The 21,356-nt window shown below is 62.5% G+C and carries 23 protein-coding genes; 12 read left to right on the forward strand and 11 right to left on the reverse strand.

Annotated elements, in window-relative coordinates; all coding sequences use genetic code 11:
• Positions 1-4: 4 nt before the first annotated feature.
• From DS839_RS23270 to DS839_RS23285, 4 genes are all read right to left on the reverse strand, one after another.
• A complete protein-coding gene (locus DS839_RS23270) occupies positions 5-1,261 on the reverse strand; it encodes an LVIVD repeat-containing protein (RefSeq protein ID WP_119272874.1) in 1,257 nt (418 codons plus the stop codon).
• An 81-nt stretch (positions 1,262-1,342) separates the two neighbouring features.
• Entirely contained in the window at positions 1,343-2,452 is a 1,110-nt protein-coding gene (locus DS839_RS23275; RefSeq protein WP_119272875.1) for a substrate-binding domain-containing protein, read from the reverse strand.
• Between the two features lie 47 nt (positions 2,453-2,499).
• Positions 2,500-3,555, reverse strand: a complete 1,056-nt coding sequence (locus tag DS839_RS23280) for an ABC transporter permease (RefSeq protein ID WP_119272876.1) — start codon at positions 3,553-3,555, stop codon at positions 2,500-2,502.
• Positions 3,556-3,569: 14 nt separating this feature from the next.
• Positions 3,570-5,099, reverse strand: a complete 1,530-nt coding sequence (locus DS839_RS23285) for a sugar ABC transporter ATP-binding protein (RefSeq protein WP_119272877.1) — start codon at positions 5,097-5,099, stop codon at positions 3,570-3,572.
• Positions 5,100-5,250: 151 nt separating this feature from the next.
• Between DS839_RS23285 and DS839_RS23290 the strand changes: the two genes are divergently transcribed.
• On the forward strand, positions 5,251-6,120 hold the full coding sequence (locus DS839_RS23290) for a helix-turn-helix domain-containing protein (protein ID WP_162918746.1): 870 nt from the start codon (positions 5,251-5,253) through the stop codon (positions 6,118-6,120).
• A gap of 48 nt (positions 6,121-6,168) precedes the next feature.
• Here DS839_RS23290 and DS839_RS23295 read toward each other — a convergent pair whose 3' ends face one another.
• Positions 6,169-7,011, reverse strand: coding sequence for an SDR family oxidoreductase (locus DS839_RS23295; protein WP_119272879.1), 843 nt, complete (start codon positions 7,009-7,011; stop codon positions 6,169-6,171).
• On the reverse strand, positions 6,998-8,212 hold the full coding sequence (locus DS839_RS23300) for an acyl-CoA dehydrogenase family protein (protein WP_119272880.1): 1,215 nt from the start codon (positions 8,210-8,212) through the stop codon (positions 6,998-7,000). The genes DS839_RS23295 and DS839_RS23300 overlap by 14 nt, the downstream gene beginning before the upstream one ends.
• A 128-nt stretch (positions 8,213-8,340) precedes the next feature.
• On the opposite strand from DS839_RS23300, the gene DS839_RS23305 reads away from it, so the two are divergent.
• Positions 8,341-9,120, forward strand: a complete 780-nt coding sequence (locus DS839_RS23305) for a gamma-glutamyl-gamma-aminobutyrate hydrolase family protein (RefSeq protein WP_119272881.1) — start codon at positions 8,341-8,343, stop codon at positions 9,118-9,120.
• A 52-nt stretch (positions 9,121-9,172) separates the two neighbouring features.
• On the opposite strand, the gene DS839_RS23310 is transcribed toward DS839_RS23305, so the two are convergent.
• Positions 9,173-9,853 carry a TetR/AcrR family transcriptional regulator gene (locus DS839_RS23310; RefSeq protein WP_119272882.1) on the reverse strand — a complete coding sequence of 227 codons (681 nt, stop codon included), beginning with the start codon at positions 9,851-9,853 and terminating at the stop codon, positions 9,173-9,175.
• A gap of 36 nt (positions 9,854-9,889) precedes the next feature.
• Between DS839_RS23310 and DS839_RS23315 the strand changes: the two genes are divergently transcribed.
• From DS839_RS23315 to DS839_RS23345, 7 genes are all read left to right on the forward strand, one after another.
• Positions 9,890-11,155: an ABC transporter ATP-binding protein gene (locus DS839_RS23315; protein WP_119272883.1), complete on the forward strand. Its 1,266-nt coding sequence runs from the start codon at positions 9,890-9,892 to the stop codon at positions 11,153-11,155.
• Positions 11,156-11,229: 74 nt separating this feature from the next.
• A complete protein-coding gene (locus tag DS839_RS23320; protein ID WP_162918747.1) occupies positions 11,230-12,030 on the forward strand; it encodes an ABC transporter permease in 801 nt (266 codons plus the stop codon).
• Positions 12,027-12,869: an ABC transporter permease gene (locus tag DS839_RS23325; protein ID WP_119272885.1), complete on the forward strand. Its 843-nt coding sequence runs from the start codon at positions 12,027-12,029 to the stop codon at positions 12,867-12,869. Before DS839_RS23320 ends, DS839_RS23325 begins: the two co-directional genes overlap by 4 nt.
• A complete protein-coding gene (locus DS839_RS23330) occupies positions 12,866-13,819 on the forward strand; it encodes a polysaccharide deacetylase family protein (protein WP_119272886.1) in 954 nt (317 codons plus the stop codon). The genes DS839_RS23325 and DS839_RS23330 overlap by 4 nt, the downstream gene beginning before the upstream one ends.
• Positions 13,820-13,852: 33 nt before the next feature.
• Positions 13,853-14,299: an SRPBCC family protein gene (locus DS839_RS23335; protein ID WP_119272887.1), complete on the forward strand. Its 447-nt coding sequence runs from the start codon at positions 13,853-13,855 to the stop codon at positions 14,297-14,299.
• 55 nt (positions 14,300-14,354) lie between these two features.
• A complete protein-coding gene (locus tag DS839_RS23340) occupies positions 14,355-15,515 on the forward strand; it encodes an ABC transporter substrate-binding protein (protein ID WP_119272888.1) in 1,161 nt (386 codons plus the stop codon).
• A 56-nt stretch (positions 15,516-15,571) separates the two neighbouring features.
• Positions 15,572-16,183, forward strand: a complete 612-nt coding sequence (locus DS839_RS23345) for a DUF1989 domain-containing protein (RefSeq protein ID WP_119272889.1) — start codon at positions 15,572-15,574, stop codon at positions 16,181-16,183.
• An 87-nt stretch (positions 16,184-16,270) separates the two neighbouring features.
• Here the strand turns inward: DS839_RS23345 and DS839_RS23350 are convergent, their stop codons facing one another.
• Both DS839_RS23350 and DS839_RS23355 read right to left on the reverse strand, forming a co-directional pair.
• Positions 16,271-16,825 carry a DUF1349 domain-containing protein gene (locus DS839_RS23350; RefSeq protein WP_368911858.1) on the reverse strand — a complete coding sequence of 185 codons (555 nt, stop codon included), beginning with the start codon at positions 16,823-16,825 and terminating at the stop codon, positions 16,271-16,273.
• 9 nt (positions 16,826-16,834) lie between these two features.
• Positions 16,835-17,512, reverse strand: a complete 678-nt coding sequence (locus DS839_RS23355; protein WP_119272891.1) for a haloacid dehalogenase type II — start codon at positions 17,510-17,512, stop codon at positions 16,835-16,837.
• Positions 17,513-17,571: 59 nt separating this feature from the next.
• Here DS839_RS23355 and nthA point away from each other — a divergent pair, with 59 nt between their 5' ends.
• The 3 genes from nthA to DS839_RS23370 are packed head-to-tail and all read left to right on the forward strand — an operon-like array spanning position 17,572 to position 19,164.
• The gene (gene nthA, locus DS839_RS23360) at positions 17,572-18,204 is read left to right on the forward strand and encodes a nitrile hydratase subunit alpha (protein ID WP_119272892.1); all 633 of its coding nucleotides are present in this window, start codon (positions 17,572-17,574) and stop codon (positions 18,202-18,204) included.
• Complete coding sequence (nthB, locus tag DS839_RS23365; RefSeq protein WP_119272893.1) at positions 18,201-18,863, forward strand: nitrile hydratase subunit beta; 663 nt, start codon at positions 18,201-18,203, stop codon at positions 18,861-18,863. The genes nthA and nthB overlap by 4 nt, the downstream gene beginning before the upstream one ends.
• Positions 18,817-19,164, forward strand: coding sequence for a nitrile hydratase accessory protein (locus DS839_RS23370; protein WP_119272979.1), 348 nt, complete (start codon positions 18,817-18,819; stop codon positions 19,162-19,164). The genes nthB and DS839_RS23370 overlap by 47 nt, the downstream gene beginning before the upstream one ends.
• Here the strand turns inward: DS839_RS23370 and DS839_RS23375 are convergent, their stop codons facing one another.
• On the reverse strand, positions 19,165-20,160 hold the full coding sequence (locus tag DS839_RS23375) for a 1-aminocyclopropane-1-carboxylate deaminase/D-cysteine desulfhydrase (protein WP_119272894.1): 996 nt from the start codon (positions 20,158-20,160) through the stop codon (positions 19,165-19,167). It abuts the gene before it with no gap.
• Positions 20,157-21,341 (reverse strand): M20 family metallopeptidase, encoded by a 1,185-nt coding sequence (locus tag DS839_RS23380; protein WP_162918748.1) that lies wholly within the window; start codon positions 21,339-21,341, stop codon positions 20,157-20,159. The genes DS839_RS23375 and DS839_RS23380 overlap by 4 nt, the downstream gene beginning before the upstream one ends.
• Between the last annotated feature and the right edge of the window lie 15 nt (positions 21,342-21,356).

The following is a 21,356-nucleotide window of genomic DNA, read 5'->3' on the forward strand; positions in this document are numbered from 1 at the left end:
CGCTCTATCCTTGATATTCGAGTATGTACAGGCCACCATTATAGTCGTTGGCATAGACGAGGCCGGCTTTGTCCACATAGACATCGCAGGACTGTATGACCTTCTTGCGGTTGGGTCGCCGGTCGGCGAGCGTCGCGGGCTCGCCGGGCACGAAGGCGGCGACCTCCTTCGGCCGGTACTGATCGCTTATGTCGAAGACGCGGATGCCGGCATTCTGGTAGGTGGCGAAGATCAGCTCGGAGCTGACGAAGGAATCCGGCCGGTTCTCGTGAATATTGTGCGGCCCGAAATGACCACCCTTGCTCTTGTAATCGGCCTCCTTGGGTTCGGGAAAGGTCGCGAGGCTGATGGGATTGCCGGGAACGCGATTGTCGAAGATCCAGATCGGCTTGAAGCCGTCCTCATAGTCATCGAGCACCGCCTCATCGGCGACCACCAGCAGGTCGCGGTCGGGCAGAGCCAGGCAATTATGCGTGCCGCCGCCGAAGGGAGGCGACCAGTTCCGGTGCGTGATGAGCTTCGGCTTGCGGCGGTCGGCGACATCGATCACCACCATGCCGGCATCGCGCCAGGCGCCATAGGCGATATCGCCGGATACCGTCGCATGATGAAGGCCATAGCGTCGGGTGGGCTCCCAGTCCGGCGTCTCGCCGGCGGCGAGGTTCATGCCCGGCAGCCAGTAGCGCCCCGCCTCGACCGGACGCGTGGGATCGGTCATGTCGATGGTGATGAAGATATAGTCGGTGAAGCCGTCGAGCAGCGCCGAGGCATAGGCCCAGCGCCCGCCGGTATACCAGATGCGGTGAATGCCGCCGCCGGCCACCGGCATGAAGCCGATCTTTCGCGGCTTTCCCGCCGTCGAGATATCATAGACCGCCATGCCTCCTGTCCAGTCGCGCGCCGCATCGCCGCTGGCGGTGCCGACCTTCCGGCCGATGGCGCCCTTGTAATAGGCCTTCTCGTCCTGGAATTCGGCGGCGGCGAACATGTCCTTGGCGTTGATCACCAGCAGCAGGTCGCCATGGGTCTGGAGATGGATGTTCCAGGTATTGTGCGGGGCCGCGACATATTCGACGGCTTTCGGATGATGCGGATCGCGCACGTCGATTACGCTGAAGCCCTTTGAGAACATGTGGCCGACATAGGCGAAGCCCTTGTTGACCATGAGCTGCACGCCGTCCGGCCTTCCGCCTTGATCGCTATGGCCGATCAGTTTCATGTTGTAGCTGAAATCGGCTTTCGGAAGAGGCTGGATGCTCATGGGCTGTTTCCCGTATCCTGTGGTTGCGGTGATTTCACGGATGCCGGACGGCGCCGTGGCGCCGCCCAGCGTGGAGATTTCCTATTTCACGCCCCAGATCTTGGCATAGGCATCGGCATAGCCGTTATTGGGGTCGTAGGTGTTGGCGGGCCCGCCGTCGAACTCGATGTTGGACGGCAGGAACAGATGCGGCGGCGCGATGAAGCCGCTTTCCTTCTCGCCGTTCTCGGCCCGGTTGGCTTCATCGACGATCTGCCAGCCCTGCAGAAGCAGCGGCTCGGCCACGGTTCCCGCCTGATACTCGCCGGCCCGGATGCGCTGGAAGGCAACTTCACTGCCGTCGCCGGCGGAGATCGCCAGCGGATTGTCCTTGCCGCCGATGCCCGCGGCTGAGAGCGATGGCGCCATGAAGTCGAAAGTGAGATCATTGATGCTGAGCGAGGTGGTCCATGCGGCGCCGTGGCGCTGCAGCAGCGATGTCGTCAGCTGCGGCATGCGGTTCGACGCGTCGGCCAGCGGCGTATCGACGATCTCGAGCACCTTGCTTTCACCGCAGACCTTGATGACCTCGGCCATGGCATCCGACTTCTTGACGGCGATCTCATAGGTGCTGTCGGTGAAGATCACGGCGCCGACCTTGCCGCCGGTCTCGGCGCAAGGATAGGACGCGGCGGCGCGCGCCACGTCGAGCGGGTCGGTGGTGATGTTGGTGAAGATCGGCAAAGTGTCATGCGGGCCGGCCTTGCCATAGGAATGCCAGCCGATGAGGGTGATCCCCTGCTTCCCCGCTTCCTCGATGACCGCCGCCTGTTCGGTTGCGTCGATGCCACCGAGCACGATGATATCGGGCTTCGAGGCGATCGCTTGATTGAGGGCAGTGGCGCGGCCCGCGACCGATCCCTGGCCGTCGCTCTCCTTGAATGTCCAGCCGATCCGTTGCGCCGCGGCCTTCACGCCTTCACCGGCGCCGCGCGCACCGCCATTGCGCTGGTCGGTCGACACGTAGAAGATCGTCTTGCCTGCGGCCGCCTTTGGTCCGGTGGTGGGTCCGTTCCACGGCGCGTTGGGTTTGCTCATCTTTTCCACGAAGGCCTTGGCGTCCGCAACCGCGTCGGCGAAGGCGACACTCGCGCCGGTTGTCAGTGCCGCAAGGAGCAAGGCTGTCGTGGTGATCGTCCGCTTCACTATCATGTCACTTTCCTCCCGTTGATATCCTCCGCCAATGCGAAGTCCTTTGCTCAGGCGCTCGCCTGAGGAGTGTCGCTCGTCGCCGGCGCTCGCGCGCGGCCGCGCCGCTTCTGGGCATAGGCGGCGAGGCCAATGGCGATCAGCAGCGTGACGCCGTTGAACAGCGGCTCGATGTAGAAGGCACCGCCGATCTGCTGGATGCCGGATATGCCGACCGCGAGGACCGCGACGCCGACAATCGTTCCCCAGACATTGACGCGTCCGGGCTTGATCGTCGTCGAGCCGAGGAAAGCGCCGACCAAGGCAGGCAGCAGATATTCGAGCCCGACACTCGCCTGGCCGATCCGCAGACGGGCGGCGAGGAGCAGCCCGGCGGCGGCACCGAGCAGGCCCGACACGACGAAAGCGCCGATGATGAAGCGCCGGTTGGGGATGCCGTTGAGCTCGGCGGCGCGCGGGTTGGCTCCGATCGCATAGAGGCAGCGGCCGATCGGCGTGTATTCGAGGACGACCCACATGGCGAAGCTGATCGCCAGCACATAGAAGGCGACGACCGGGATGCCCAGCGGCTGCCAGGCATACATATCGGTGAAGCCCTTCGGCAGGACGCCGACGATCTGGCGTCCTTCCGTGTACCAAAGGGCGATCGCATAGAGGATCGTGCCGGTGCCCAGCGTGGCGATGAAGGAATCGATGCGGGCCACTTCCACGAGGAGCCCGTTCAGGAGCCCGAGCAGGCAGCCGGCGAGCAGGACCATCACCACCACGATGCGCCAGTCGATCCCGAGCGTGGTCTGCAGTGCAATGGCCAGAATGTGCCAGAGCACGATGCCGTAGCCGACCGTCAGGTCGATGCGCCCGGCAGCCATGGGCGTCATGGCCGCCAGCGAAAGAATAGCGATGATCGCCTTGTCGCCCAGGATGGAGCGCAAGTTCAGCATCGTCGGGAATGTATTGGGTAGCAGAATGGAGAAGAGCAGGATCAGCAGGATCGTGAACACCAGCAGTCCATAGACCGGTATCAGCCTGACCAATTTTTGCCGGATATTCATCGAGGCCAGCTCGACTTTGGTCGGTTCGAGGGCGGTGGACTTGATGGATTGCATGTGACGAGCCCTTGCTAGACCGCGGCATGGATGCCGGATGGTGAATCGGCCAATGACGATGCCAATGTAACCGTCTCGATGCTCAATGCGCCGCCGTCGAGCTCGCTGACGATCTCACCATGGCGGAACACCAGGGCGCGGTGGCAGATCTGCGCGACCTCCTCGAAGTCGGTGGAGATCAGAAGGATCGCCTGCCCGGCGGCGAGCTGCTCGGCCAGCAGGTGATAGATTTGGGCCTTGGCTCCGACATCGACTCCGGCGGTCGGATCCTCGAGCACCAGCACCTTGGGCGCGATACGCACCCACCGCGACAGCACGACCTTTTGCTGGTTGCCGCCGGACAAGCTTTCGATCGGCGTTTCCGGATCATTGGGAACCAGTCCGATCCGGCGGCCGGCCTCGTGGCATTGCTGCGCCTCGATGCCGGGCCGGGCGAGCGACAGCAGCCCATGGCCGGAGGCTGGCGGATTCAAGAACAGGTTTTCCCGGATCGACATGCCGGGCGCGACCGATTCGGCGAGGCGATCGGCGGCGATGATCCCGAGCCCGCCTGTGATCGCCGCGGCGGGCGATATATTGGCGAGCTTGCGGCCACCGATCGATATTGCTCCCGCGGTCTGCGGCTCGTCGCCGACCAGGATCCGTCCGATGATCTCATGGCCTGCTCCCCTGAGACCCACCAGCCCGACAATCTCGCCGCGGTGGACGGTGAAGGAGACGGGTCCCACGCTTTCACCCGCCAGATCCTTGCAAACGAGAACTTCCTCCGGCGCCGGCCGCGGCGGACGGACGAACACTTTCTCTGGCTCCCGGCCGATGATGCTGCGGATCAGCGCCTCCGGGTTGGACTTGTCCGTGCGGCGCGCATCGGCCACCTTCCCATCGCGCAGGACGAGCAGCGAGTCGGAGATGGCGAATACCTCGTCGAGGCGATGCGAGACATAGATCATGCTCACACTTTCCCGCTTCAGCTGGCGCAATACGCTGAACAGGACTTGCACGTCGTTCTTGGGCAGGCTGGCGGTCGGCTCGTCGAGAACCAGGATACGCGACTGGATGCCAAGCGCGCGCGCAATGGCGACCAGCGATTTCTCGGTGCGGGTCAGATCGCTGACGCGGCGACGCGGATCGATGGCCGGCGCGATCCGCGCCAGCGACCGGCGCGCCTGGTTCTCCACCGCCGCCCAGTCGATGAGCCCGAAGCGGCGTGCAAACCCTTGAGCCAATGCGATGTTCTCGGCAACCGTCATCCACTCGATGAGGCCGAGGTCCTGGTGGATGAAGGCGACGGCATGGCGATCACGCTTGAGGTCGTAGGGCTCCTCGCCGAGCCGGACCTCGCCGCCATCGGCCTCGAAGACCCCGGCAAGGATCTTGACCAGCGTCGACTTGCCGGCGCCGTTCTGCCCGAGAAGAGCCAGCACTTCTCCTTGCAACAGGGTCAGATCGACGTCTTGGACGGCCTTGGTGGCGCCGAAGGACTTCCGCAGACCGCGGATCGTCAATGCAGCCGGCCGATGGGCAACCCCCGGATCTTGTTGCATTTTCTCCCATTCCTGGACCGATCTTCGCCAGCCTCCAAGGTATGGTGGCCGATATTATAAAAAAGGTCAATAATAATATATAATCAGCCAAGCGCAATGTTGTAACCTGGGGGACCCTTGGCTATGTGGTCCCAAATTTGATGGTGATGGCTTGAACTCCGTATCAACGGTTGACCGGCTGGTTCGCATAACCCGAGACTTCGCGTTCGTGTCGAGGGGCGGCCGGAAATTTGCCGGCGACAGCAAAGCAGGCCCGTCGGTCGCGACATTTGACTGCGGCGAATGGGAGGAATCCTCCGAGGGGGATGAGCTGCACAAGCTCGTTCTCGTTGTCGATGGGATGATGGATGTCGAGGGAGGTTCCGGTGGCTGGCTGGTGATGCCGAACCACATGATATTTGTGCCGGCCAATCGTCCGTTCAATTTGCGCACGGCGGCCGGAACACGGGTGAATGCCGCGTTTCTCGACCCCAATGATCATCCCTGGCACCATCACGGCTGCTGGGTGACCCAGGCCAATCCGCTGGTTCATGAAATCTTCGCGCTGTTGGTTGACCTGGCCGGCCGTGAGTCCGGTGATCCGGACATGATGCGCCACTTGCTCAAGACGATCTCGATGCTGTGCACCGAATGGTTCTCCAATCCCAGGATGCTGTGGCTTCCAGCGGCGAAGTCACCAGAGACACGGGCTTTCGTCAGCCATGTCCGGGAACATCTCGATGACGTCACGGTTGAATCGGCCTGCCGCGCCTGCGCGCTGGCCCCCCGCACGATGCAGAGACTGGCCCAGCAGGAATTCTCCTTCGGACCCAAGACACTGATCTCGGAGGTCCGCATCATGCGCGCCATGGAGCTGCTTGCCGCTGACAGCCTGTCGCTGGACAGGATAGCGCGAGCTGTCGGCTATTCCAGCTCGAGCGCGTTCACCATTGCCTTTTCCGGACGCATCGGACGCTCTCCCCTGGAATACCGGCTCACGAACCGCACCGCTCTGCAGTCGTGCCGGATAGCGGCCGACTGAGAGCCGGGCAAGGATCTCTCCAAGTGATTTGAGGACGCTACCAGACGCTCATTTCCGCGTGGCTCTCGCGTCCTGCCAGTCTTGCGGGCTCATCATCTGCCTGAGGAAGTTGAATTGCCCGGCCCCTTGCAGCCACTCGCCGCCGTCGATGGTCACGTACTCGCCATTGATATAGGCGGCCTGATCGCAGACGAGGAAGGCGGCAAGGTTCGCCAGTTCCTCGTGGCGCCCGGCGCGGCGCAGCGGGTTCTTCTCCTCGAAAGCCTTGGCGAGCTCAGGCTTGGGCACCAGCCGTTCCCACGCCCCTTCGGTCGGAAAGGGACCGGGCGCTATGGCATTGAGCCTGATGCCGCGGCCGCCCCATTCGACGGCGAGCGAGCGCGTCATCGCCAGCACGCCCGCTTTTGCCATCGCCGAGGGCACGACAAAGGCCGATCCGGTGAAGGCATAGGTGGTGACGATCGAGAGCACGGTGCCGGCATGGCTTTCCGCCAGCCAGCGCTTGCCCGAGCCCAGCGTGACATAGCCCGTGCCATGCAGCACGACACCTAGGATCGCATCCATGGCGCGATGCGACAGGCTCTCGGTCGGTGCCGTAAAATTGCCAGCGGCGTTGTTGACCAGGATGTCGAGCGCGCCCTTCTCCCAAATCGCCGACAGCATGGCGTCGACGGCTTCCGGATCGCGGATGTCGCAGCTTATGTGTTCGACCCTTCCGGCGCCAGAGGCCGAGAGCTCGGCGGCTGTCTTCTCAAGCACCTCTGGGCGCCGCCCACAAATGACGACATGGGCGCCAAGGGACATGAAGCGCTGGGTGATCGACCGGCCCAGGCCGGTGCCGCCACCCGTCACCAGCACCCGCTTGCCGGCCAGCAGATCATCCTTGAACATCCCGGCCCCATTTCCAGAAATCGATGCCCTCCTTCGCCAAAGCGCGCGCGATCAGCATGCGGTGGACCTCGGAGGCGCCGTCGATCAGCCGCGCGGCGCGGGCATAGCGGTAGATCCAGTCGAGCACCGTGTCCTTGGAATAGCCCTTGGCGCCGAGAAGCTGGATCGAGGTATCGGCGGCCTTGTGCAGCGTGTCGGCGACATGGATCTTGGCCATGGAGATGTCGCTTTGCGCCTTGTCACCCTGGTCCAGGCGCCAGGCGGCGTTCATGGTGAGAAGGCAGCCGACCTGGATGTCCTTGGCGACATCGCCCAGCATCATCTGCACGGATTCGCGGGTCGCGAGCGTCGCGCCAAAGGCCTTGCGCTCACCGACATGGGCTTGCGCGATCTCGAGGCATCGCTTGGCGAGGCCGAGCCAGCGCATGCAATGGGTGAGGCGCGCCGGACCTAAGCGCAGTTGCGTGAATTTGAGCCCATCGCCTTCCTCGAGGAGGCGATGCTCCATCGGGATCTCGAGCCCGTCGAATTCAAGCTCGCACACGCCGCCATGCTCCTGCGGCCCCATGATGTCGATGCGCCGCACGATGCGCCAGCCGGGATCGTCGCCATGATAGAGGAAGGCCGAAAGCCCGCGCCGCGGATCATCGGAGGTACGGGCGATGAGGATGAAATGGCGGGCGAGTGCCGCGCCCGAGATGAACCATTTGCGGCCCCTGACGACATAGCGGTCGTTCTTCCTCTCGGCCCTGGTCAGCATCATGCCGCCGGGATCGGAGCCCGAGCCCGGGGCAGGCTCGGTCATGACGAAGGACGAGCGCAACCTGCCGTCGATGATCGGCTGCAGCCATTTGTCCTTCTGCTCATCGCTCAGCACCTTGTTGAGGACGGTCATGTTGCCGTCATCGGGCGCCGCGCAATTGAGCGTGGCGGGTCCGAAGATCGAGCGGTTGGCTTCTTCATAAAGCGCCGCCCAGCCGACCACGGAGAGACCGAGCCCGCCGCGCGAGGTCGGCATTTGCGGGGCCCAGAGGCCCGCCGCCTTGGCTTTGGCGCGCAGCTCGTCCAGCCGGTCGAGCCTTATATTCTCGAATTCGTCATAGATCTCGGGGCGGCTTTCGAGCGGCAAGACCTCGCTCGCGATGAAATCGCGGGTCTTGCGGCGGAGCTTCTCGATATCTGGGGAAAGGGTGAAATCCATGTTCTACCGGGATGAGGACGGGCGGATGGGGCGTAAATGGCGCATGTGGCAATCTTTAACACCTGGAAATCCCAATTGAATCAAGGTGCCATGGATTTGCCGCCTATTCTAGGGTATCAGTTCGCACCATGATCAGACATCCCCTCGTCGGCCTCCCCTCCGACACCTATGAAAGCAACCACCTGCTCTTCCATTCCCTCGGCGACAAATATGTCCGCGCCGTCTCCGATGTCGCGCAATGCCTGCCGGTGATGATCCCGGCCATTGCCGAGGCCATGGATCTCTCGGCGCTCCTCGATCATTTCGACGGTGTCCTGATGACCGGCGCCATCTCCAATGTGCATCCGCCGCATTATGGCGGAGCGCCCTCGGTCGATCACGAGCCCTATGACCATCATCGCGACCAGCTCACCTTGAAGCTGATCCGCGCTGTCATCGACCGCGGCATGCCCCTCTTCTGCATCTGCCGCGGCTTCCAGGAGCTCAATGTCGTGCTGGGCGGCACGCTCGAGACCGAGGTGCAGCGCGGCGAGGGCCGGCTCGATCACCGCTCGCGCAAGGTCGAGGACATGGACGTCAAATACGGACCCGTCCATGCGATCTCGATCACCCCCGGCGGCCAGCTCGAAGGCATTCTCGGCAAGCGCGAGACCATGGTGAACAGCCTGCATCGCCAGGCGGTGGACAAGATCGCCCCCGGCCTCACTGTCGAGGCGCGTGCGCCCGACGGCATCGTCGAGGCGGTGTCGGTCAAGGGCGCCAGGTCCTTCGCCATCGGCACCCAATGGCATCCCGAATACAAAGCCGCAGGCAATCCCGACTCGGTCAAATTGTTCAAAGCCTTTGGCGATGCGGTGCGGCTCCATGCGGCGCGCCGCATGAACGAGAAGCTCGCCCGCGCCAGCTAGAGTCCTTCGTCAAGTCGTCTTGAGCCCAATCCTTCGCAGGATGTCGAATGCCTTAATCAGGCACGTGTGGTGACACGATGAATTCGACATGGGCCCGCTGTCGGGCCAGATAACGTTTGAAATCGAGTTCGGTCTCGCCAATGAGCTCAACGAAGAGGGAATGTTGAATCTTGTACAGGACACTCGCCATCATCGTCGCATTGGCCGCCATCGACAGCTTGCCGGCCTTCTGAAGCGCCCGCACGACCGCTTCATAGCTCTCGATGAACTTGCCGTGGATGGCGGAAAAGCCAGTACCGTAGTCCGGCTCGTCCCGGGTAATGCTGGTTGCAATCGCATGCCGCCAGACTTTGTGGTTCAGATATTCCAGGGAATGATTTGTCGTTTTCGCAACGACCTCGTTCAGCGTCTCGATTGCATCCTGAAGCGGGCCGGCGGCAATCTTGAGCGCAAACCGGTGGATCTCTTCATCGCCGCGCTCGACGATAGCCAACAGCAATTGTCCCTTTGAGACATAATAGTTTCGAACCGTGGCCGCCGACACCTCTGCCCGATTGGCAATATCTTCGATCGTGACCTCTTGGTAGCCAAACTCATTGAACAAACCCGCCGCAGCCGAGATGATTCTCTCACCGCGCTGGATTTTCTGCCTCTCACGCAATCCCATCGCTTGCCATTCGTCAGTGTGGTCGAGGCGCTGTGCGGCTCGGTCCGAGGTTCTTGAAGGACGCATAATCCGAATCCTGTAGCAGTGCTAATTTTTTGTGCGATGCTATGCTTGTTGTCAAAAATAATTTTACGTCTTGACATATTTTTATATCTGACCATAAATTTTGGCTCACCGGGAGTTGGGGTGGGAATGCCCATGGTGAAGCACGAACGCAGTGTGGTCGGTTCGATCGACGCGCCGTTCGATCCGCGGTTGAGGGCGGTGCCACAACCTTCAATTTTGGTCGCTGCCGGGCTCGCGAAGACTTATGCTGCCCATCTCGCACTGAAGCCTACCGTCCTTGAGGTGAGAGCGGGAGAGTTCCTGGCGCTTGTCGGACCTTCCGGCTCCGGGAAATCGACATTCCTCAAGATGCTTGGCGGTTTCGAGCGCCCCTCCGCCGGCCGTGTGCTGATTGACGGGATCGATGTCACCGACGTCGAGCCTGCCGGGCGGCCGACGAGCATGGTGTTCCAGCGTCTCGCGCTGTTCCCGCATATGACGGTCGGCGACAACATCGGCTTTCCCCTGAAGCTACGAAAAATACCGCCTCGCGAGCGTGCGGAGCGCGTGGCCGACATGATGAAGCTCATGCAACTCAAGCCCGAGTATCTGAGGAAGTATCCTGCGCAGCTCTCGGGCGGCGAGCAACAAAGGGTCGCCCTGGCCCGATCGATGGTTTCCTCGCCCCGCATCCTCTTGCTTGATGAGCCGCTGAGCGCCCTCGACGCCAAGCTCCGAATGAACCTGCAGGCTGAGCTGCGCTCATTGCATCGCCGGCTCGGCGTGACGTTCATCCATGTCACGCATGATCTTGAAGAGGCCATGATCCTTGCCGACCGCATTTGCGTAATGCGCAACGGCGAGATCATCCAGATCGGAACACCGGAAGAGATCTACCATCGTCCAAGAACCGCATTTGTGGCCGGCTTCATCGGCGAAACGAATCTCATACCGGTCGAGATCACGGAAGTCGGCGAACAGGAAATCGGATACCGCAGCGCCTTCATCGAGCCCACGAGGTCGTCATTCGCATCTGGACAGGCCGGTGAAAAGATCGTCAGCGGACCGGCCCTGGTCATGGTTCGGCCCGAGCATCTCAGGGCTGACGAGCACGCCTCCGGATCATGCACCATCGCAGCACGTGTCACGGAGATCTTCCGCAAGGGCTCGATCACCCAATATCGGGCAGCGACGCGGCATGGCGACATCCCGCTCGTGGTCGAGGCCCAGGGCGTGCGCCGGCCCGGCATCACCATCGGCGCCGATGTCCGTCTCAGCTTCGCCGGGAACGATGCCTTTGTTCTCCAGGTCGACGACCGATGATGGAAGACTCATCAGCACGGAGTTGGCGCGATCGGGAATTGCTGACGGCAGCCCTTCCGTCGACAGTTATTCAGGTGCTGTTCTATGCCGCGCCGCTGCTCCTGATGCTGGTTCTGACGTTTCAGGCCAGCCGGCAGTTCCAGCTCTACTGGAGCTGGGACCTGTCGACATGGTCGCTCGCGCTGACGCGTCCCCATTACTGGTGGACGCTGGCACGCACCCTGTCGACGTCGTTGACCTGCGTCGCCCTGTGCCTCGTCATCGCGTTCCCCATGGCCTACTGCATGGTCACGCGGCTGCGCGCCTGGGATGCGCACATCAAGGTCCTCATCGTCTTCGCTTTTCTGACGGATCTTGTGCTCAAGACCTATGGCTGGGTCCTAGTGCTTGATCAGGAAGGGCTCGCCAACTGGCTCATAAGGCGGACCGGCCTTGTCGAGGCTGGCTTCGATCATGGTTTCATCTTCACGCCTTACGCGGCCCTCTTCGGCATGGTCGTCAATCTCCTGCCCTTCATGATCTTCACGCTCTATTTGTCCATCGAGGCTCTGGATCGCGACCTGCTGCTCGCTGCCTATGACGCGGGCGCCACGCGGCTTCGCGCTTTCTGGGAAGTGACCGTTCCCCTTTGCGTTCCCGGCATGGCAGCCGGCTCCGCCTTCGTTTTCATCCTCAGCATGGGCTCGCTGCTCGAGGAGCGCGTCCTTGGCGGCGGCAAGGCCCCCATGATGGGCTCGCTCATCCGGCAGACCTTCGAGACACGCGTCAACTGGCCGCTCGGCGCCACACTCACCACGATCCTCGTAAGCGCCACGCTGCTTACAATCGCCGTCGCGTGGCTGACCCTGGTCAAGAACCGCAGGATGCCGCAATGACCCTACGCTTCATCGACAAGCGGATCGTGCCTGCCGTGCTCTACGGCTCCGTCGTCGCCGTATTGCTGCTGTTCTATGTGCCGATCATCACGCTGATCGGCTTTTCCTTCCGCTCCGGTCGGCATCTCGTGCTTCCCTTCGACGGCGTGACCACGGACTGGTATCTCAGTCTGTTTCACGATGCCGCCTTCAAGGAGGCGGCCTGGAACTCGCTGGTCATCGCGACGCTTGTGATGGTCGTGTCTACCGTCTGCGGCACGCTGCTCGCCATCGGGCTCGTCCGCTTCAGCTTTCGCTTCCGCACGGCCCTGGCTTTCCTCAATCTTACTCCCCTCCTGTTCCCGCAATTGCTGCTCGGGATCGTGCTGCTCCTGTGGTTCGCCGTGCTGGGCAACTGGCTCCACTTCTCGCTGGGCCTCGTCACCACCATCGTCGGGCACATTGTCTATATCATTCCATTTGCGGCAATCGTCGTCGCGGTGCGCCTGGCCTCGCTCGACCCGCAGCTCGAGCATGCGGCCCGCGATTGCGGCGCGAGCACTTGGCAGGTCTACCGCCATGTGACGGTGCCACTTCTGTGGCCGGGAATCTTCTCGGCGGCGATCTTCTCCTTCCTCCTGTCATGGAGCAACTTTTACATCTCGTTCAATCTGAGCGGCACCACGCCGGTCTTGCCGACCTATGTCTATGCAGGACTCGCCTTCAATTCGTCTCCTGCATATCCCGCGATCGCAACAGTGGTCCTTGTTCCAATGATCGCGCTGGTGATCCTTGCCGAAGTCCTGAGGCGCCGCTCGCCGTCACACCAGCAGCTCAGGACGGTGGAGACCTACGCATGAGCAAGAGCGTGCAGCGAAAAGGCCCGCGCAACAGGCGGAAGGCGGATAGAGCCATCGCAAATCCCATTGCCTGGCCCAACGGCGCCCACTGCGCCCTGGCCATCACATTCGATGTCGACACCGACAGCCTGATCCACATCGGCCATCGCGAGAAAGCCATCGACTATCTCGCTTCCATCTCGTGGCTCAAATACGACGAGGTGGCCGTGCCGCGCATTCTGGCACTGTTTCGCCGCTTCGGATTGAAGCAGACATTCTTCTATCCGGCCTGGTGCATGGAGCGTTATCCGCATCTGGTCGATCTGATCCTGAAGGACGGACATGAGATCGCCGCGCATGGCTACCTTCACGAGGCGGCCAATACCATGCCGCTCGAGCGCCAGATCTATTGGCTGGACCGCCAGATCGACGTCATTGCCCGGATGACGGGAAAGAGGCCGCGCGGCTGGCGCGGTCCGCTCTATTCGGCATCGCGCCACACGCCAACGCTCCTCGCCGAGCGCGGGTTTCTCTATGACTCCACCCTGATGGGGGACGACATCCCCTACTTTCTCGATACGCCGAAGGGCGAACTGACGATCCTTCCGACACATCACGCCATGGATGACTGGGCGCATTTTACGCACGCCCACGAATTCGATTACGTGATGCCGATAAGATCGCCGTCCGAGGCCTTCGCCGTCTATGACGCGGAGCTCGACGCGGCCATGATCCATGGCGGGCTGGTCGTCACGGTCTGGCATCCATTCGTCACCGGGCGCCTGTCGCGCTTCGACTTCCTTGCGGCCTGGCTGGAGCACGTCATCAAGACCGGAAAGGTATGGGTCGCTTCTCTCGAAGAAATCGCGGTCCACGCCAAAGCTTCGGCTCAAGACGGAATCTGGACGCCACGCAGGCATCCTTATCCCTATTACGACCAACCCGTCGCGGAACTGGAACATGAACCGTGAGGTCTGGACGTCGCAGGAACTGGAGCAGAAAGCATGACGCGCTTTGCGAAAGGCCAGCATGAGTTCGTCGTCGTCGAGGCCATTGGCGCGACGGCCGAGGCGGTGTGGGACCTGGTCGGCGGATTCAACAACCTGCCGGCCTTCGATCCGACCAGCAGGTGGAGCATCCTCGAGGCCGGCGGCAAGGATCGCCGGATCGGGGTAACCGGCGGCGGTGAGATCGTCGAGCGTCTGATTCACTTCGACGAAGCGGCTCGAACCTACAGCTACATCATCACCGAGCTTGTCGGACTCAAATTCCCCTTCGAGAACTACTATTCGACAATTGTCGTGCGGGAGGGCGCCACCCCCCGAAGCTGCGTGGTCGACTGGCGCGGTTGGGCCGACGTCCGCCCGGACTGCACTCTGGATGACGTCGAAAGGGAACTCATCGGCATCTATCGCGGCATCGCCGACACGCTGAAACGCAAGTTCGGCTGACGGACAAGAACGAGGCCGGCTTGCCCGGCCCGACAACAAGGAGGAGGAAACGAGAATGACAATCATGCACAGGACAAACGACACGACCTATCGGCTATCAAGCGTGCCATGGCGAGCCGGGCCGATCTCGCGGCGACATGCCCTGATGGGCGGCGCGGCACTCCTTGCCGGACTGGGCTTCTCCGGCAACGCCCGCGCGGCACGGACGCTCAACTGGATCGGGTGGGACGGCTATCAGGGGGACGAGGTCATCGGCCCCTTCAAGAAAACACATGATCTGTCTGTCAAGTTCGAGTCGCTGACGGACTCGGGTGGGACGTTCACGAAATTGGCGGCTGGCGCCTATCGCGACTACGATCTCGTCGTCAACGATGTGCCGTGGATCCAACGCATGGGGGCGGCGGGGATCTGCGAATTCCTCGACCCAGGGGAGTTCAAGGAGACATTCGACAGCTTCTATCCGCAGTTCCAGCCTCCCTTCGCTCCATTGACGTGGGAAGGCAAGACCACCGGCCTGCCGACGCGCTGGGGCTGGGTCGGGGTGAACATCAACACAAAATTCTCCGACCCCGACGACTGGACGAGCTACGCGCCGGTATTCGATCCCAAGAACAAGGACAAGATCGGCATCCTCGACTTCGGTGACTGGGCGACCTTCCAGGTCATCCTCTATGCCGGCATCAACCCGTTCAAGGAGATGGGCAGCGCAGAGCTGGCGGAGGTACGCAAGGTCTTCCGCGCCCTGTTCAAGAACACCAGGTTGATCACGGCCGATCTGGTGCAGGCGCAGCGCACCCTGCTCGACGGCTCGGCACTGATCTTCCTTGCCGGCGGCAACTACATCGCCTCGGGCCTGCGCAAGGCCGGCCACATGGAAATGATGAGCTTCGTGCCCGAGCCGATCAATGGCCTCCAGCAGGGCGTGATCTGGCTCGAGGCAGCAGCCGTGATGAAGGACGCGAGCGAGCCCGAACTCGCGAAAGGCCTGATCAAGCACCTTGTTTCCGAGGAAGCCGGCCGGGCTCTCGCCTGGACCGAATGGTCAGCTTGTCCGGTACCGAACAAGCACGTGGCGGAAACGCTTAGCGCGGAGCAGCGCAAGGTGATCCAGACCGACGATATGTGGACCTACTACGAGCGCAGCCTGACCTATCAAGTGGCACCGAACATCGATGACATTCTGGCGATCTGGCAGGAAGAGCTCAGCGCCGGCTGAGATGTCGCCTGTACGGCTCGACACAGTATCCAAGCTTGATAACATTGGAGAGAAAGATGAACGTACTTTCGAAAGTCCCGCGCGAACACATATGCCCTGCCGGCTACGGCCATGCCTTTTCGGTCGAGAAAGGGCAACTCTTCCGCCTCACAGATCTTGAAGGACAGCAGCCCATCGATTTCTGGGCCTTCAACAAGGAAGATCCCAACGAACATTTATCGGTTGCGCACACCCGTGTCGCGAATATGAGCATGGTCGTGCGGAAAGGTCAGTCGGCCTATACGAACAAGAGGCGAGCCATCGTCACGCTGATCGAAGACAATTCGCCGGGCCAGCACGACATGCTGCTGGCGGCGTGCGACAAGACCCGGTTCGAGACCCTCGGTCACAAGGGCTACCACCGCAATTGCCAGGACAATTTGCACGAAGCCCTTGGTGCTGCGGGTGTCACCATTCCGTTCTCGCCACAACCGTGGAATCTCTTCACGCACTTCCCATGGACGTCCGATATGCGCGTCGAAATGCTGTCCCCTGACACCAAGCCCGGGGACAATATCGTGTTCCGTGCCGAAATGGATGCCGTGATTGCAATATCAGCATGTCCGCAGGACATCGTGCGCATTTGCGGGGACAAGAATACGCCGGTCAAGGTCGAGGTTGCAATCTGACCGGTCTGTTGCGGCCTGTCGCGACAGCGTCCAAAACGCCATGTCGAGGCCGGCTTTGACGACGAAAGGCAATGCGGGGCGTTCCAGCTAAACCTCAGCTGCGAAATCGACGGCCGGCCCTACCCTGAAATCTTCGAAGCGCACCTTGAGGCCGGCGCGTGTCGGCGAGCAGGCCATGGGCCCGACCATGAGGGGGGCGCTTGCGGAAAAGGCGCCGAGCCGCAAAGTCTGGAATTTCCCGTCCTTCGCCCATTGCACGCAGACGGCTCCTGCTTTGCGGGTGAGGCGCAAATGAACATGCTCCTTCGGCGAAACTTCGGGGCCGATCGCCCAATCGGACACGTCCTGTGTGAGAACGGCGCTGAGCGTCGCGCGGCCATGGGCGAATTCGACGCCGGCCTTGAGCCAGTGCAATTCGCCTGACCGCAGCATGAGCCCCGCCTGGTCGTATAGCGCTTCATACTCCGCCCGGAAGACGACCTCGGCGGTGAAATCTCCCTCGACTTCCCGGTGGTAGAAGTGACCATTGTCGTGGCGAAAGCCATAGAAGGTCGTTTGCCAGAAATCCGTCTTGTCCTCGGTGACAAAAGAAAGATTTGCACCTTGCGCGTTCCATTCGCGCGGTTCGTTGAGCCATTTCATCAGACTATCCTACAGAAGCGCCGGCAATTCGCTGAGCGATTTGACTTTCGCCGCGGGCTTGCCCGGGATTTTGTCGTCGGGCAGACCGAAGCGGTCGATGCGGACCACCTGGAAGCCGAATTGCGCCGCCGCTTGCGCATCCCAGGTGTTGGACGAGACGAAACAAATGGAGGGCGCATCCGGGAGGACGAATTTCTGCATGGCGAGGCGGTAGACGCGCCGGCTCGGCTTGTAGATGCCGACATCCTCGACCGAGAGCACCTGGTCGATGAGCTTTTCGAGCCCGGCCGAGCGCACCGCCGCCTCCAGCATGGAGGGGCTGCCATTGGACAGGATGCCCAGGCGCATATTGCGCGATTTGAGTGTCTCGAGCGCCGCCTTAGCGTCGGGATAGGCGTCGAGCTTGAGATAGAGGACCATGAGCTCGTCCTTGAGCCCCGGATCCTCGATGCCATGGAAGGCGAGCGCGTAATCGAGCGCATCGCCGGTGACATGCCAGAAATCGGCATGCACCCCCATGAGGCTTCTGAGCCAGGAATATTCGAGCTGCTTCTGCCGCCACGTTTTCGACAGCGCATCGGCCTTCTCGCCGATCTCCTGGGCGAGCTTGGCCACCGGCGCATGCACGTCGAACAGCGTGCCATAGGCGTCGAAGACGCAGGCCCGGATGCCCTCGAGTTTCGCCATGGAAAAGCTTCTCTCCCCAGTCCCGAGCGACTATGCTAGCGGCCTTGGAGAGAAACACAATGCCGCACGACCACGACCATGATCACGACCATGACGGGGGATCGGCCCTGTCGCCCACCGCACTCAGAGTGAAGGCGCTCGAATCGCTTCTCGTCGAGAAGGGCTATGTCGACCCGGATGCACTCGATGTCATCGTCGAGACCTATGAGACGAAGATCGGCCCCCGCAACGGCGCAAGCGTCGTCGCCAAGGCCTGGACCGACCCTGAATACAAGGCCTGGCTCCTCAAGGATGCGACGGCCGCCATCGCCTCCCTGGGCTTCACCGGCCGCCAGGGCGAGCATATGGTGGCGGTCGAGAACACGCCCGACACGCATAACCTCATCGTCTGCACTTTGTGCTCCTGCTATCCCTGGTCGGTGCTGGGCCTGCCGCCCGTCTGGTACAAGGCGCCGCCCTATCGCTCGCGCGCCGTGATCGATCCTCGCAGCGTGCTCGCCGAATTCGGCCTCGACCTTCCGGCGGAGACGGCGATCAGGGTATGGGATTCGACCGCGGAGATCCGCTATCTCGTGCTCCCGATGCGGCCCGAGCGCACCGAAGGTTGGAGCGCAGAGAAGCTCGCGACCCTCGTCACCCGCGATTCCATGATCGGCACCGCTCTTGCCTCGGATCCTGGAGCCAGATCATGAACGGCCCCCAGGATCTGGGCGGCCAGATGGGCTTCGGACCCGTAGCGCCCGAGAAGGACGAGCCCGTCTTCCACGCGCCCTGGGAGCGCCGCGCCTTGGCGCTGACCCTCGCCATGGGGGCGACACGGGAATGGAACATCGACATGGGGCGCCATGCGCGCGAAAGCCTGCCGCCGGCGCAATATCTCTCATCCAGCTATTACGAGATCTGGATGGCCGGCCTGCGCAAGCTGATCCTCGCCCGTGGTCTCGTCACCGAGGACGAGCTCGCTTCCGGGAAAATGACGGCGCCGCCCAAGAAGGTGGCGGGCAAGCTCCTCCTCGCCAAGGATGTGCCGGCGGTCCTCGCCAAGGGTGGTCCGACGACACGCGCCGCCACCGCGCCGCCGCGCTTCAAGGTCGGCGACAAGGTGCGCACCAAGAACATCCATCCCCTGACCCATACGCGGCTGCCGCGCTATCTGCGCGGCCATGTGGGCGAGATCGCGCTCCTGCACGGCACCCATGTGTTTCCGGACAGCAACGCGCATGGCAAGGGCGAAGAGCCGCAGCCGCTTTATACCGTGCGCTTCTCGGCGCGCGAGATCTGGGGCGAGGCGCGCAACCCGCGCGATGCGATCTCGGCCGATCTGTGGGAGCCCTATCTTGAGCCCGCCTGACAAGCCGCCTGAAGATCCCGTCTTCAACGAGCCCTGGGAGGCCCAGGCCTTCGCCATGGCGGTGAGCCTCAATGCCAAGGGCTTCTTCACCTGGACGGAATGGGCGGAAGCCCTGGCCCGCGAGGTCGCCGCCGATCCAGACCGCAGCTATTATGAATCCTGGCTCGCGGCGTTGGAAAAGCTGGTCGAAGCAAAAAAGCTCATGAATGAGGAAGAGCGCCTCGCCCGTATCGACGCCTGGGACCGCGCGGCCAAAGCGACGCCGCACGGCCAGCCGATCGAATTGTCGGCCGGGGAATGATCAAGCCATGAGGTCATCGCTGTTGCGCGTATAGAGCTCCGGAGTGCCGCCCGTATGGATGAAGATCACCCTGGACCCCTTGGGAATTGATCCACGCGCGACATTGCCGATCAGGCCGGCAAAAGCCTTGCCTGTATAAGTCATGTCCAGGAGCGTGCCTTCGCGGCGGGCGGCGAGGAGGACGGCCGATCGCCCCTCTTGCGATATCCGGGCATAGCCTGGGCCGATGAAACCGACGTCGAACCACAGGTCTTCGCCGGCGAGGCTGCCGAGGCCGAGACGTTCGGCCGTGAGGGCGAAAAGCCGAGCCGCTTCCGAACGCAGCTTTTCTTGCGTCCAGCTGACGCTGATGCCGAGGACGCGCGTTGCGGGCGAGAACAGCCGCGCACCGAGAGCAAGCCCCGTATAGGTCGAAACCGTGCCGGCCGCCACGACGACATGGTCGATCGGCTCATCCATCTGTTCGGTGAGCTCGGCGAAGGCTTCGACATAGGCGGCGGTGCCCTCGGCCGTGGCCCCGCCCAACGGAATGATCGCCGGCGCCTCTCCTCGCTGCCGCAGGAGGTCGGCTTCCTTCGCCATGGCGAGATCGGCTGCCGCGTAATCGACTTCGCCGAGAAGCCTGATTTCCGCGCCGAAGATCTGATCGAGAAACAGGTTGCCGGTGAGCGCGCCCGACCACGGTCCGCGCAGCATGAGCGTGCAGCCCATGCCGAGCTTGGCCGCCACCGCCGCCGTGAGCCGGGCGTGATTTGACTGCGGGCCGCCGGTGGTCAGAAGCCAGCTCGCGCCTTCGCTCTTCGCCTTGCCGAGCACCAGTTCGAGCTTGCGCAGTTTGTTGCCGCCGGCGCCGATGCCGCCCAGATCCTCGCGCTTGACGAAGAGCGATATCCCGAGCTCGTCCGAGAGCCGGTCCCAGCGCTCGAGCGGCGGGACTGTGGACAAAAGCCTGGCGCGCGGCATCCGGGCGAGGATGTCACGAATTGGGGACGTCATGACGGCCTTCCTTTCGCGCACAGGGAAAGAGCGCTGGCGAGATATGTTTGGGCGGCAGTCACGACATCGGCGACCGCGATGCTTTCATTCGCCGTCGATATGTCGCTGACCTGGCCCGGTCCATAAATGGCCGTCGGGATCCCGGCAGCGAGGATGTGCGAGGCGTCGGAACCGAAGAAGACCTGAGGCACGAGCGTCCCGACATGCGCAGGCTTGGCACTCACCGCCAGATGCGCCTTGGCCACCGCAGTCACGATCGGCGCATCCGTCGCCATGTGGAAGGGGTGCGGCTGCATGAAGGTGGGGCGCTTGGAAAGAACTACTTCCGCCTTGAGCTTCGCGTCTTGTTTTTTCGCCTCCTCGATCAGGCGCTGGAGGTCGCCGAGCACACTCTGCGGCGTCATTCCGGGGACGGTGCGGACATCGATCCGGGCCTCGGCGCTGGGCGCCAGCATGGAGGGCAGTATGCCCCCCGCTATGACGCCCACATGTATTGTCGGCAGGCCGGGAAAATCCGGATGAGCCGTGTAGGTCAGCGCGTCTTCACGAATATGCCGCAGCAGCGCCACCAACCCGGAAATGGCATCGATTCCCTGCGCGCGCTGGGAGACATGGGCCGGGTGGCCATGCACGGTGAGCTTCAGCTGCGTGACTCCGGCATGCGAGGTCATGACCGCGAGGTCGGTCGGCTCGCCATTGATGCAGAAGTCGGCGGTCAACCCTCGCTCGAGCGCCGAGACGGTTCCGAGCCCCAGGGAATCGCACTCGCCGACAACCGCCGACAGAATGATCTCACCGCACAGGTCGGCGGAGCGGCGCTGCAGTTCCGCCATCGCCCACATCATGCCGCCGACGGCGCCCTTCATGTTGTTGACTTCCGCCGCATAGAGGCGGCCGTTCTCGATCGCGGGACGATAGGGATCCCGCGTCCAGCCCTCGGCGGGAGGCGGCAGCGTATCGAGATGGCCGTTGAACAAGAGGCGCGATCCCTCTCTACCGGTTTTGAGGCGCGCAATGACATTGGACCGTCCGGGCTCCACCTCCTGCAGCTCTACCGACAATCCGTCCTGCTCGAGCAGGCCTGCCGCCCTTTTCGCCACTTTCCCCTCATTGCCGGAGACGCTGGGGATCTCGCAAAGCGCGCAAATGCGCTCGATGATCGCATTCTCGATCACACTCATCCGCATCTCCTTCGA

It is taken from the genome of Taklimakanibacter deserti, from assembly GCA_003574785.1.